We start from the raw sequence: 13,998 nt of genomic DNA, 5'->3' as shown, positions 1-13,998 counted from the left end.
ATCGAACGCTTTTTCGGACGCATGAAGCAGTATCGCCGCTTGGCCACCCGCTACGAGAAGACCATCGTTTCCTTCCTCGCGTTCTGGCATATCGGAGCAGCACTTGATTGGCTTAGATGAATAACTCATTTCTTAATGTCCTCACGCCCTAGCCTTAGCTCTAAAAAAATAATTTCTAGTAACTAAAGCTAAAAACTAGTCCCCCCTCTCTTTTGGAGAGGGGGCCAGGGGGTGAGGCGAACGTGAGGCGGGCGTGAGGCGGGCGTGAGGCGAACGTGAGGCGAACGCAAGATTAACCTACTTTTATACATGCAAGAAACCACCCGCGTCTTCACCGTTCCCGGCCTCGGCAGCTCGGGGCCCGACCATTGGCAAACGTATTTCGAGCGCACGCAGCCGGATATCACCCGCATTGAGCAGTGCGAATGGGACGTGCCCGACCGCGCCGAATGGGTCGAGCGCCTCGAAGCCGCCCTCGATGGCCAGGACCTGAGCCAGGTGGTGCTGGTGGGCCACAGCCTGGGCTGCGTCACCGTGGCGCACTGGGCCGGCAAGTACAGCCACCGCATCAAGGGCGCGCTGCTGGTGGCGCCCAGCGACGTGGAAACCGCGCGTTTTGCCACTTTCCCCACCACTGGCTTCGCCCCGATGCCGCTGGCCCGGCTGCCCTTCCCGAGCAAAGTGGTTTTCAGCCAGAACGATGAATGGGTGACGCCCGCCCGCGCCCGGCAGTTTGCTGAGGCGTGGGGCAGCGAGCTGGTGGACATTGGCGAGGCCGGCCACGTCAACGCGGCCGGCGGCTACGGCGAGTGGCCGGCCGGGCTGGCGCTGCTGGAAGAATGGCTGTAAATAGGTAATGGCTGAAAGAAGGGGCTGGCCGCGTGGTCAGTCCCTTCTTTTTCTTCGGTATTTCCTGGTGTAGCGCCACTCGCGGTGAGCAGGCGAACAATATTTTGGCTGATTCGGGCATTGCCGTCTATGTATCCCAATAAAAAAGACCGGACGCCTGGCGTCCGGTCTTTTTACCAATGGGTCAGTTGCTGCCCACAAGTAGTAAGTGCGTTTACTGCCATTTCAGGCTGTTCACGTGCTGGCCGATTTTGCGGCCTTCGCGCAGGCCCACTTCGTTGTCCTGACGGGAGTGGATGCCGCCCAGGAAGCGGGAGAGTGCCGATTCTTCGGCCGTTTCCCAGAATGAGTGGAAGGTGCGGGCCTTAAAGTCAGTGGCCCGGCCCACGTCGCGCACCCGGCCCACGTGCGAGTCGTCGGTGAACGTGACGTTGCCGTAGAGGCTTTCCAGCACAATGGCCGCGGCGGCCGACTGCGTGGCGTGACCCGAGGAGTAGCCCGGAAACGGCGGCGAGGGCCAGAAGGGAACCCAATTGGGGTCGATAACCCGGCGCACGAAGGTGTAGGGCCGCTCATTGTTGAAGGCAAATTTGCACTTCCAGCAGATGATAAACGCATCGGCCACGGCAATGCCCGTGCGGGCGAAGGTTTCGGCCGCTTTGCCCAGGTCGGCTCCGGTGGTACTCACCAGGATGCGGGCCAGGTTGTAGGAGTGGCCGGGAGGCGTAAAGGTGTCGCTCGGGTCATCGGCCCACCAAATCGATATTTCCTTCTCCTCCTGGGTGAGGCTGATGTTCTTGGCGTACACTTCCAGGTACTGGGCGTAGTACTGCGAAGTTGGGGAGGAAGAATAGGGCAGCGGCTGAGGCAGGGGCATGGCCGCATCGGAGGCCAGGAAGGTACGGTTGCTGCCCCAGTACGGCTGAAGCGGGATTTTCAGGCCGTTCTCGGTGGGCTGCCAGTCGCCCAGGGCGGTAGAGGGCACAAACGAAGTGGGAAAGTTGCGCCGGTAGCCTTCGTGGCCCCCGTCCGACTTCGACCACTCAAAAATGGCCTGGGCCACCTCGCGGCCGTAAGCCACCGAGCGGTCGGCGACGCCTTGGTTGGTGCCGGCGTACTCGCGGGCCAGGGCATTCTCCAGCGAGTCGATGCGGGCCAGGTTGGCAGCGGGAGCGTTGGCAAACAGGTTTTTGAGGATGTAGGCCTGCCCGGCGTTGGCGCTCAGGGGCCAGCGGTACACCTGGCCGGCGGCGGGCTGCGGCAACGTGCCGAGCTGCTGCAACTGCCCGGCCAGGGAGCGGCTTCCGGGCATGCCGGCCACCACCGATTCGTACATCGTCAGGCCGGCGTAGCCTACGGCGCGGGCCGTCACGGGGGGCGTAAAGCCGGGGCTCGCGCGCACGAGCTGCAGGGTGAGCTTGCTCCATTTGTTGGCCACCGCCGCATCGTAGGAGCTGGCCGGCGCCGATTCAGGGGCTACCTCCAGGTCGCTTTGGCAGCTTTGCAGCCCCAGCAGGGCCAGCGCTACACCAAAACCAGCCAGCCGCCGGGTAGCGAAAGAGCGGAGAAGTGCAGTCATATGGTTAGGGTGAAAGAAGTAGAGAGGTCGGTTGGAAGGGGATGAAATACTATGATTAATCAACAATATTAATATTATTTATTTAAATAATAAAATATAAATAAAGTACTTGAGATTTAAAAATTGCCAAAAGCCTCGCTATCAATTCAGGTAGAAACACCAGAATTGGTAGGCTTCTGCTCGACGCGGGGGACGAGGAACTTTAGTTATACTCGTCGTAAAGTGGAAAGAGAAAACGTCTGTCATGCAGAGCATTCTGCGCATCAAGCAGAGACGAAGCATCTCGCTTGATGCGCAGAATGCTCTGCATGACAGACGTTTTCGCAAATGACTTAGTGATAGGTATAGCATATCACGGCTCTTTACTGCGTCATATGAATGGACCAGCCCTTCAATCGGCCCGGCCACCAAACGGCGGCCGGGTCCTTTTCAAGGGGCACTATTCTATTATCACGCGCTGTGTTACGGTTTGGCCGCCGGCCAGCGTCACGCGCAGGGCGTACACGCCCGTGGCCAGGCCCTGCAGGCTCACCGTGGTTTCGGTGGTGGGCAAGGCCATCGTACGCATCTGCTGGCCAATGGCGTTGAACAGCACGGCCGAAGCCGCCCCGCCCGCCGGCCGGCTCACGGTGAGCCGGTCCCGGGCCGGGTTGGGGTAGGCCCGCACCTGGGCGGCCAGCGCGGCCGAGTTCGTGGCCAGCACGGCGCCGGGGCGCAGGTGGAGCACAAAACGACCGGCCAGGTGGCGGGTGGCGGCCGAGAAGGCGTAGCCAGCCGCTGGCAGCTGGCGCAGGTCGTGGCGGGTGCCGGTCAGGTTGTCCACCAGGTCCACGCGCATGTTCGGTGGCATGTTGGCCAGGCGTGGGGCCGTCAGGGCGAAGCTTCCGGGCTGGGGCACGTCTACCGTCAGCGGTACCACTACCTCCTCGCTGGCCAGCGCGGGTAGGCCGTTCACGGCCAGCGCCTCACCCGTAGCCGCCACCGAGGCCAGGTTCAGGCCCGTGGTGTTGAGCAGCTTCTCGGCGTCGAAGCGAGGGTCGAACCCTGCGGTGGCACCGGCTTCAAAGTAAACGAAGGTGGGTTCGTGGGTACCGGGGGCATCTACGAGGTCCAGCTGCACGGCGGGCCGGGTGTCGGCCGTGGTGCGGTTGAAGGCCGGATTCTCGTAGCTGGTCACGCGCCAGCTGTTCTGGAAGCTGAAGGCGGGCACAGACTGGCTCACCCGCAGGAAGAAGCCCTGCATGGCCGGGATGCGGCCGTCGGTCAGCGTGCCAAACCCGTTCTGAAAGAAGCGGTAAGTGCCGTCGTAGCGGCTGCTCGACGCGTACACGTACACGGCATCCAGCACGCCGGCTGGCAGGTCGGGGCGGGCCCGGTTCCAGTCGAGCGGGGCGGGGTAGGGGTTGCCCAGCATCTGCCAGCCGGCGTTGGCCTCGGCGCCGCGCGTGAGCGGGCCCACGGCCACGGCACCGTTGCCGAGGGTTCCGGTCAGGGCCACCGTCTCGCTGGCGCCGATGTTGACCGTATAGCCCCGGCCCGGCGACAGGATGCTGGCCAAAGTGGTGGGGGAGAAGAAGCCGAAGCCAAAGGCCCGCGTCGTGGCCGAGGTGGCCGTCAGGCGGGTCTCGTCGTAGCCGTACACGGTGGGGAAGGGCTTCACGCTGCCCGGGTTGGGGGCCGTGTTGAAGGCCGGGTTCACCACGGGCGTGAAGCCGGCCGTAGCCAGGTTGCCGACGGTGGCCGCCTGCACAGGCGAGCTGTAGTGGCGGTAGCCCAGTCCGGCGTTCCGGCTGGGGTCGATGGCCCGCTGCATGGTAGCGTTGCCGCTCACCGCGCCCGTGCCGTTATTAACAACCATGGCCGTGCCGCTGGCATCGGAAAGCAGGGTGAAGGCCCGGCCGCCGGTGGTCAGCACGCCGTCGAGCGTGAGCAGGCGCTGCACGTCGGCCGCGCCGTTCAGGGTGGCGCCGCTGGCCCCGATGGTCAGGTTCCAGAAGCTGGTGCGGCTGATGCCGCCCAGCGTCTGGCCGGTGGCGCCGCTCAGGCTAACCAGGCCGCCGGTGGCGCTGAAGGTACCGTTGTTGCCGAAACTGCCGGTTAGCGCCAGCGTACCGCCGCTTTGCGACAGCGTAGCCCCGGCGGCCAGGGTCAGTGACTTTACATTGGCCGTGCCGGCGCTCAGCAACGGGTAGCGCGGCCGGCCGGCCGGGATGCTGGCATCGACCGTGCTGGTGGGCACGCCCCCGGTCCAGTTGGCATCCGCGAACCAGTTATCGCTTTCGGCACCGGTCCAGGTAGTTAGCGTGATGGGAACTACGTATTGGATGCTGAGCTGGCTGGCGGCCGGGTTGCCGTTGCCGGCCGCGTCCTGGGCCGTGTTAGCAGCCACATCTACCGTTACCGAGCCGGCGGTGGTGGGCGTCACGTCGAAGGTGTAGACCATGCCGCTGCCGCCAAAGCCGCTCAGGATACCGTTGCTCACCATTACATCAGCCGCGTTGAAACCGCTCACGCTTTCCGAGAAGGTCACCGTCACGGGAATGGGCGAGGTGCTGGTCGGGTTCGTGGCCGAGCTGCTGATGACCACAGTCGGGGCCACGGTATCCACGGTGAACGTATTAGTAGCGGAGTTGGCACTCCCAGTCTGGCCGCTGAGCTGGGCCGTGGCATACACGGTGTGGCTGCCCTGGGCTAAGGCCGTGGGCTGGGTCAGGCTGAAGTTGCCCGCCCCATTGGTCGTCGCCGTGCCGATGGCCGCGTTGTCCACGTACACCGTGACGGTGCTGCCGGCCGGTGCCGTGCCCGTGTAGGTAGGCGTGGCTGTGGCGATGAAGCGGCCATTGGCCGGTGCCGTCACAACCGGGGCCGGGGTGGTGGCGGCCGGCTGGGTGATGCTGAACGTGCGACGGATAGTGCAGCCGTTGGCGTCGGTCGCCGTCACCTCGTAGGTCCCGGCGGTCAGGTTGCTGGCCGTGGCCGTCGTGCTCACGCTCGGGTCCCAAACGTAGGTGTAGCCCGGCGTACCGCCGCTCACTATGATGGTGGCCGAGCCATCGGCTCCGCCATTGGTGGTGGCGTTGGTTTGCGAGGTGGTGGCCGTGAGGACTGCGGGCTGGGTGATGGTGAAGCTGGCCGTTTGGGTGCAGCCGTTGGCATCCGTCACCAGCACCGAGTAAGTGCCCGCACTCAGCCCCGATACGGCCGCCGTGCCGTCGCCGGTTGGGTTGCCGGGGCTCCAGTTGTAGCCATACGGAGCGGTACCGCCACTCACCGTAACGGTGGCCGCTCCGGTGCTGCTGCCGTTGCAGGCAACGTTGGTCTGGCTGGCGGGGGCTGCTACCAGCAAGGCGGGCTCCGTCAGCGCAAAGTTGCGGGTCGTGGTGGCATTCACCGCATCGGTCACGGTTACGGAGTAGGTGCCGGCCGTCAGGCCCGTGAGGGTGCTGCTGGTGGCCGTGCCGCTGCTGGGCGTCACCGAACCCGTAGTGGGCGCCGTGCGGCTCCACTCGAATGTGTAGGGCGCCGTGCCCCCGCTCACGTTCACGGTGGCCGTGCCGTTGCTGCCCCCGTTGCAGCTCAGGTTGGTGCGGGAGCCCGACGTGGCCAGGGCCGTGGTGGTGGCAAAGGTCTGGGTGGCGCCGTAGCTGGTGCCCACGGCGTTGGTGGCGTAGGCCCGGACCGAATAGGTGGCATTAGCCGTCAGGCCCGATACCGTTTGCGAGAAGCTGCCGGTACCCGAACCGTTCGCGACCTTGGTGTCGGCCGTGGTGGGGGTGCCGGTGCCCAGGAGGTAAACGATGCCGCGCTCGGTTACGGCCGTGCCGCCATCGGCCGTCACGTTGCCACCCAGCGTCGCACTGTTGGTGGTCACGTTGCCAGGAGCCGCCGTGGCCACGGTGGGCGCTACCAGGGCTACGTACTGAATGCTGAACTGCGGGGCGGCCGTGTTGCCATTGCCGGCCGCGTCCTGGGCCACGTTGGCGGCCACGTTCACCGTTACGGTGCCGTCGCCGGCCGGGGTCACATTGAAGGTATAGGTAGCGCCGCTGCCGCCGAAGCCGCTGGCCGTACCGTTGGTCACGTCTACATCACCCAGCACGAAGCTTGTAACGGCTTTGGAGAACGTCACCGTCACCGGAATGGGCGAGGTGGTGGTGCTGGGGCTGGCCGTGCTCGAAACAACCACCGAGGGCTGCTGCGAGTCCACGGTAAAGGAATTGGTACCGCTGTTCGCACTCACCGTGGCGTTGCTGCTCTGGGCCGTGGCGTACACGGAGTGGTTGCCCTGGCCGAGGGCGCTGGGCTGAGTCAGGCTCCAGGTGCCCCCAGCAGTGGCAGTGGTGGTACCGATGGCCGCGCCGTCTACATACACCGTCACGGTGCTGCTGTTGGGGGCCGTGCCGCTGTAGGTCGGGGTAGTATCGTTGGTGAGTCTGCCGTCGGGCGGACTAGTAACAACGGGGGCCGCCGTGCTGGGCTGATTGTAGGTAATGGTGAATTGCGAAGCAGCAGTGTTGCCATTGCCGGCTCCGTCCTGCGCCACGTTGGCGGCGATGTTGACCGTTACGAGGCCAGAGGCGGTGGCCGTCACGTTCAGGGTGAAGGTGGTGCCGCTGCCGCTCAGGGTGCCTTTGGTGCCATTCGTCACCACGATGTCGGCCAGTATTAGGCCCGTTACGGGCTCCGATAAGGTGATGGTAATTGGAATAACGTTGCTGCTGGTGGGGTTCGGGGCCGTAGTCGTCACGTTGGCCGTGGGGGCCACGCCGTCCACGAGGATGCCGACGGTCATGGGGGGGGTGATGCCGGGCAGAAACAGCAGGGCATCGGTGTTAGTGGCGTTGCGGATGGTGCCGCCGTTGAGGTCGATGGTGCTGGACACCTGCACGCCGTTGGCATCGAGGTCGGGGCTGACCACGGTGTAGCGGAAGAGGAGCGTGGCCGTGCCGCTGCCGCTCACGTAGCTCACGGCGCGGGGGGTAGTGCCCACCACCATATTCAGCAGCGGCGTACCCGTCACGTTCACCACCTGGTCGAACGTCACGGCAAAATCCAGATTCTGGCCGATGCGGTAGGTGCCGTCGGCCGGCAAGGCCACGTTCTGCGCTACCGGCCCAAACGGCGTCACGGTGAACGTCACGCCATTGCTCGTGCCATTGGGCGTGGTGATGGTCACGTTGCCAGTGGTGGCGCCGGCGGGCACGGTGGCCGTGGCCGTGGTGGCATTGGTGGCATCGAAGGTCTCCGCCGCCGTACCGTTGAAACTTACGCCAGTAGCCCCGGTGAAGCCCGTGCCGGTGAGCGTAACAATAGTGCCCACCGGCCCGCTCGTGGGGTTGAGGCTGGCCAGCGTAGGGGCCAGCGGCTGGTTGAGCAGCACGTTCACGCGGTTATCGGTGGTGCCAGTTGAGAGTACGTCGAGGTCGCCGTCGCCGTCGATATCGGCCAGAGCCAGCCCGAAGTTATTGACATCGACGTTGAAGGTCTGGTACGGGGCCGGGGGGGCAGCAAACGTGCCGGTGCCGTTGTTACGCAGGACAGACACCTGACCATCATTCACCTTGGTGAACACCATATCCAGGTCGCCGTCGGCATCGATGTCCTTCAGCTCCAGCCCGGACACGGCCCCGCTGGCGTCGTAGTTGCCGCCGGGGGGCGTGGTAAAGGTGCCGGAGCCATCGTTGAGGCGCAGGTTCAGCTCCCCGTCATTTACGCTGGCAGCCACGAAATCCAGGTCGCCGTCGCCATCTACGTCGCCCACGCGGATGTGGGAAGGGACGGAGCCGACGGCGGTAGTAAAGCTGGCCGTAGCCCCGAATATGCCCGCCCCGTTATTCAGAAACACGCCTACATCGGCCAGCCCGCTGAAGTACGCACTCTGCGCCATCAGCAGGTCGAGGTCGCCGTCGCCATCCACATCGCCGAATTCCAGCGTCTTAATGTCGTTGGTCATTGTCAGGCGCTGCGTGCCCGTAAAACCGCCGGTGCCATCGTTGAAGCGCACCAGCGCCACGCCCTGCGTGCTGTTGTTGTCCATCGCTACTACTAGGTCGAGGTCGCCGTCGCCGTCGATATCGCCCATCTTCACCACGTTGGGCCGAGGCTCGGCGCTTACTTCGGCGTTGAGGGCCGGGGCCGAAAAGGTGCCGCTGCCGTCGTTGAGGCGGATGCTCACTGTGCTGTTATTCACCGAAAACGATGCCCCGAAGGCCGCCGCCACCAGGTCGAGGTCGCCGTCGCCATCCACATCGGCCAACAACAGGTCGCGCGAGGGGGCGGCCACGGGGATTTCCGTGGTGCCGCTGAATACGCCGCTGCCATTATTGAGACGCAGGCTCACCGTGCTGGCACTGCCGTTGGCCGTGAGCATATCCAGGTGGCCGTCGCCATTCACATCACCCATTGCCAAGGCATAGGGGGTGGCGCCGGTCGCCACATTGGCATTGGTGGCCGGGGCCACAAAATTCCCCCGGCCCGTGCCGCTCACCGCCGTGATAAACTGGTGCACCTGCCCGGCTGTCAGCGTGCCGCCGCCGGTGCTGGTAGCCGCCGTGGTGACGGTAGTAGAAATGGTTTCGCCGGGCTTGAAGTTGTTGGTGGGGTTGAAGGTGACGGTGTTGCCGCTCACGCTGGCCACGCCGCGCGTGCTGCCGAACATCTGCCCGCCGCGCTGGTGGCTGAACACGCGCACCGCCTGCTGGGTGGCCGCCGTGTTCTGCATCGGGGCCGAGAACGTCACGGCCACATCGGCCGAAGCCGCCGCGTTGCGCCGGTTGCGCGTCGGGCTGAGGGCCGTGATGGTGATGGGCGGCACGGTCACCGTGAAGCTCACCCCGTTGCTGGTGCCGTTGGGCGTGGTGATGGTCACGTTGCCGGTAGTCGCGCCCGCTGGCACGGTGGCCGTGATGCTGGTGGCTGAATTCACCACGAAGCTGGCCGCCGCCGTGCCGTTGAACGCCACCGCCGTGGCCCCGGTAAAGCCTGTGCCGCTCACGGTCACGCTCGTGCCCACCGGCCCGCTGCTGGGCATCAAGCTGGTGATGGCCGGGGCCGACCCGGCGTTGAGGCGCACGCTCACCGTGTTGCCGTTGCTGTTGGCGGCCACGAAGTCGAGGTCGCCGTCGCCGTCCACGTCGCCCAGGGCCACGCTGCTGGGCTGGGTGCCCACGGCGGGGTTGGGGTTGGTGGCCGGGGCCGTGAAGTTACCCGTGCCGTTGTTGAGGCTGATGGCCACACTGCCGTTGGCACCGTTGAACGAAGTCAGGGTAGTCGCCAGTAGGTCGAGGTCGCCGTCGCCGTCCACGTCGCCCAGCGCCACGCTGCTGAGCCGGAAGTCGAAGAGGGGTTCGGGGTTGGTGGCCGGGGGCGTGAAGTTGCCCGTGCCGTCGTTGAGGCGCACGCTCACCGTGCTGCCGTTGGCGTTGCTGGCGGTCACCAAATCCAGGTCGCCGTCGCCGTCCACGTCGCCCAGGGCCACACTCAGGGGGTCGCTGCCCACGCCGACTTCGGGGTTGGTGGCCGGGGCTGCGAAGTTGCCCGTGCCGTTGTTGAGGCGCACACTCACCGTGTTGCTGTTGTTGTTGACCACCAGCATATCCAAGTCGCCATCGCCGTCCACGTCACCCAGGGCCACGCTGACGGGGCCGGTGCCCACGGCGGGGTTGGCGTTGGTGGCCGGGGGCGTGAAGTTGCCCGTGCCGTCGTTGAGGCGCACACTCACCGTACCACCAAATAAGTTGGCCACCACGAAATCGAGGTCGCCGTCGCCATCCACGTCGCCCAGCGCCACGTTGGCGGGGCTGGCACCCACGGCCGGGTTGGCGTTGGTGGCCGGGGGCGTGAAGTTGCCCGTGCCGTCGTTGAGGCGCACGCTCACCGTGTTGCTGTTGAAGTTGGCCGCGAGCAGGTCGAGGTCGCCGTCGCCGTCCACGTCGCCCAGGGCCACGCTGCTGGGGTTGGCCCCCACGCCCACTTCCGGGTTGGTGGCCGGGGCCGAAAAGCTGCCCGTGCCGTTGTTGAGGCGCACACTCACCGTGCCACTGGCGTTGCTATTGGCCGTGAGCAGGTCGAGGTCGCCGTCACCGTCCACGTCGCCCAAGGCCACGCCACTGGGCTTGCTGCCCACGGCAGGGTTAGGGTTGGTGGCCGGGGCCACGAAGTTGCCTACGCCCGTGCCGCCCGTGGCCGCCGTGAACTGCGCCACCTGCCCCCGCGCCAGGCTGCCGCCGCCGCTGCTGGCCGTCGTAGTCACGGTCGTAAACACCGTTTCGCCGGGCCGGAAGTTATTCGTCGGGTTGAAGGTGAGGGTGCTGCCGCTCACCGTCGTCACGCCCCGCGCCCCGTTCTGCATCCGCCCGCCGCGCTGCTGGCTGAACACCTTGAGCGCCCCTTGCGTGGCCGCGTTGTTGGTCAGGGCCTGGTTGAAGGTGACGGCCACGTCGCTGTCAGTCGCCGCGTTGCGCCGGTTGCGCGTCGGGCTGAGGGCCGTAATAGCCAGCGGTACCGTCACCGTGAAGCTACCGCTGCTGGTGGCTGTGCCGCCGGGCGTGGTCACGCTCACCGTGCCGGTGGTGGTGCCCGCCGCCACGGTGGCCGTAATACTGGTGGGCGTATTCACGGTGAAGCTAGCCGCGGCCGTGCCATTGAAGGCCACGGCCGTGGCCCCCGTGAAGTTGCTGCCCGTAATGTTCACCGAGGTGCCCACCGGCCCGCTGAGTGGCGTAAAGCCGCCGATGGTCGGCACCGAAGCCGTCACTGTGAAGCTGCCGCTGCTGGTAGCCGTGCCGCCCGGCGATACCACGCTCACCGCGCCCGTAGTGCTGCCCGCCGCCACCGTGAAGGTGAGGCTGGTAGCCGTGGGCGTACCCGTGATGGTGCCGGCCGTGCCGTTCACCGCCGCGCTGGTCACGTCGTTCAGGTTGGTGCCCGTGATGGTGACACTCGTGCCCACCGGCCCGCTGCCGGGCATAAAGGACGCAATGGTGGGCATCCCCGCCTGCTCGTAGTGACGCAGCAGGCCATCGCTGCCGCCTATTATCAGGTCGAGCAGCCCGTCGCCGTCGAGGTCGGTGATGGCCGGGGTGGTGTAGCCCGCCAGGCCCAGGCCGTTGAAGGTGGCCGTCACGGCGGTGAAGGCGGTGCCGTTGGCGCTGTTTTGCTGGTAATGCGCTAGCCGTCCGTTGGACCCGCCCACCAGCATATCCAGCCGGCCGTTGCCGTCGAGGTCCGTCACGCAGGCCGCCGCGCCGCCGTTGCCCGCATCGGTGGTCGGGCCGAAATTCTGGTTGTTCGACCGCGTGAAGGTGGCCCCGTTGGCGGCCGTCTGCTCGTAGCGGCTCAGAAACTCGTCGCCCACCAAGAGGTCCAGCAGGCCGTCGCCGTCGATGTCGGTGAAGTGCGGAACCTGGAACGTGATGCCCCCGGCGCTGAAGACGTTGTTGAAGTCGTTGTCGAGCTGCGTGAAGCTGGTGCTGTTGGCGGTCGTCTGCTCGTAGCGTTTGAAGTTGCCGCCCCCGGTGCCCACCACCAGCTCCAGCAGGCCGTCGCCGTCGGTATCCGCCACCGACACCAGCGCGTTGTAGTGCCCCGCCAGCCCGTTCAGGTTGGTGCTCCGCAGCGTGAAGGCAGTGCTATTGGCCGCACTCTGTTCATAATGGCTCACTTCGCCGGTTTCGCGCCCCACCAGCATATCAATCAGCCCGTCGTGGTCGAGGTCGGTGAAGGCCGGGGCCGAGAAGCTGCTCACGTTGATGCTGTTGAAGCTGCTGCTGCGCAGCACGTAGGTCAGCGAGCTGCTGGACCTCGTCACCGTAAAGTCGCTGCCACTCAGTACCGTGCCGCCCGTGGTCGTCAGGCGCACTTTGCCGGTGCTGGCCTGGGCCGGCACCACAAACGAGGCGCTACTGGCCGAAATCGGCGTGATGTTGCACGGAATACCGCGCAGCACCACCGAGGTGAGGCCGTTCAGGTTGCTGCCCGTGATGGTGACCACCGTACCGGCCGGCCCGCTGCTGGGGTTGAAGCTGGTGATGGTAGGGCTGGGTACGGCGGTGCCAAACACCCGCAGGTCGTCGAAAGCCGATTCCTTAGTGCCGGACTTCTGGTCCACTTCCACGCGCACGACCAACGAGCTGCCGGTGGCCCCGGCCGGCAGGGTGAAGGTAAAATCGGTCATGTTCACGCCCAGAATGGGCGCGCTCAGGTCGTCCGACGACAGCCCGTCCAGGTCCAGGTCCTGGCGCAGGTTTCCCTGAAACGCCACGTCGCCCCCCACAAACTGCCCGATGGTCGTCAGGGGCCCGCCGTCGAGCTGGTACTGAATGCGGACGAAGTCGTCGGGAGACCATTGCCGCGACGCCACCGGCGAGCCGGGGCCCCTGGCGTCGGCCAGGCGCAGGCGCACCTGCAGGTTCGTGTAGCCGGTCACGTTGAGGGGGGCGAGTTGGACAAAGCCCGGGTTGAGGAAAGGCGCGAAGCTGCGCCGCACGTCTTCGCCAGCCCAGAACCAGCTGCCTTGCAGGTTGCCGATGGTGACGGGGTTGGCAACGGTGCCGAACGAGGGATTACCGGTGAAGGGGTTGGTGACCACGTTCTGCGCCCGCAAAAAATAGCGCGTGCTGATGGAGGCCGTGCGCTCGTCGTAGGTATTGGACGTGTAGCGGGCCCCGGTGGCATCGGGCGTCTCGAAGCTTTCCTGCCGGAGCAGCGTTTGAGCCGAGGCAGCCGACGTAGCGAGGAGCAACCCCGCGCAAACCAGGCCCCGTAGGCCATTCAGTAGAGAAAAAACCATAATAAACAGCGAAAAAGTCCGAAGGGATGCCGCAAAACTAGGCGGCATCCCTCCGGACTTTCTAACCCGGCTTGTACCCTAAACAGGGTACAAGCGCTGGCCGGCTCTCGCCCGAACGTTGCCGTTCGCGCTACGCGGATACCGTCCTGAAAACTGCGCTAGTCATCCTGCGACGGATAAATGCCCACCAGGGCAATGATGTAGTTCAGGGCCAGGTAGGGCGAGCGGTTGTTGTGGGGTTGGTTGCCGCCGGTTGGGGCCACGGTGGTGGTCAGGGCCCCGGGGGCCAGCTCGGCTTCTACCGTCAGCTCGTCGGCGTAGGGGTTTCCGGCCGAGGAGATGGCCAGGTAATTGCCGGCCGGCGAGGAGTTGTTGCCGGGGTTGGGCTCCACCGCCATGGTTGTGCGGGCCGAGTGGCTGTGGGCCGGCAGCGTGGCGGCGGTCAGCGTAACCTGCTCCTGGCCGCCGGCCTCGCCCAGCTCATAATTATCGAGGCCGGCGCCCTGGCCGGCGCTGATGGGCGTGCGCCCGCGCAGGTCGGGTAGGGCAAAGGTGTTTACCCCATCGCCGCCGTAAATGGCCCCCAACAGGCTAAAAAGGGCCGAGTTCTGCTGCACCGACAGTAATTGTCCGTTGCAGAAGGCCCAGCCCTTCGGCGCGAATTTACCGGCAAACAGGATGACGGTACCCATGATGGCATCATACATAAAGAAAGGAGGTTAAGGGTTGAGAAAGCAGTTTTTAGCTGTAGGATATTTGTTTTGTTTAACAATTGGCGGCA

Annotated in this window: 5 protein-coding genes; 2 read left to right on the top strand and 3 right to left on the bottom strand. The window is 65.4% G+C overall.

Going from position 1 to position 13,998, the window contains the following annotated elements; genetic code table 11:
* Positions 1-120: a transposase gene (locus GM79_RS26435; RefSeq protein WP_410471173.1), complete on the top strand. Its 120-nt coding sequence runs from the start codon at positions 1-3 to the stop codon at positions 118-120.
* A 189-nt stretch (positions 121-309) separates the two neighbouring features.
* Complete coding sequence (locus GM79_RS02645) at positions 310-849, top strand: RBBP9/YdeN family alpha/beta hydrolase (protein WP_035558783.1); 540 nt, start codon at positions 310-312, stop codon at positions 847-849.
* 214 nt (positions 850-1,063) lie between these two features.
* Here the strand turns inward: GM79_RS02645 and GM79_RS02640 are convergent, their stop codons facing one another.
* From GM79_RS02640 to GM79_RS02630, 3 genes are all read right to left on the bottom strand, one after another.
* On the bottom strand, positions 1,064-2,428 hold the full coding sequence (locus tag GM79_RS02640; protein ID WP_051718410.1) for a vanadium-dependent haloperoxidase: 1,365 nt from the start codon (positions 2,426-2,428) through the stop codon (positions 1,064-1,066).
* Positions 2,429-2,867: 439 nt separating this feature from the next.
* A complete protein-coding gene (locus GM79_RS24555; protein WP_152559794.1) occupies positions 2,868-13,217 on the bottom strand; it encodes an FG-GAP-like repeat-containing protein in 10,350 nt (3,449 codons plus the stop codon).
* 158 nt (positions 13,218-13,375) lie between these two features.
* A complete protein-coding gene (locus GM79_RS02630; RefSeq protein WP_035558778.1) occupies positions 13,376-13,924 on the bottom strand; it encodes a phage tail protein in 549 nt (182 codons plus the stop codon).
* Positions 13,925-13,998 lie beyond the last annotated feature (74 nt).

Origin of the sequence: Hymenobacter sp. IS2118 (genome assembly GCF_000715495.1) — a bacterium.
Lineage (GTDB): Bacteria > Bacteroidota > Bacteroidia > Cytophagales > Hymenobacteraceae > Hymenobacter.
This window is presented reverse-complemented; position numbering and strand designations above follow the sequence as displayed.

What these genes read in the sequence shown, in the direction of transcription:
- GM79_RS24555 (WP_152559794.1), bottom strand. Translation starts at nt 13,217, where the DNA reads ATGGTTTTTTCTCTACTGAATGGCCTACGGGGCCTGGTTTGCGCGGGG.
- GM79_RS02630 (WP_035558778.1), bottom strand. Translation starts at nt 13,924, where the DNA reads ATGTATGATGCCATCATGGGTACCGTCATCCTGTTTGCCGGTAAATTC.
- GM79_RS02645 (WP_035558783.1), top strand. Translation starts at nt 310, where the DNA reads ATGCAAGAAACCACCCGCGTCTTCACCGTTCCCGGCCTCGGCAGCTCG.
- GM79_RS02640 (WP_051718410.1), bottom strand. Translation starts at nt 2,428, where the DNA reads ATGACTGCACTTCTCCGCTCTTTCGCTACCCGGCGGCTGGCTGGTTTT.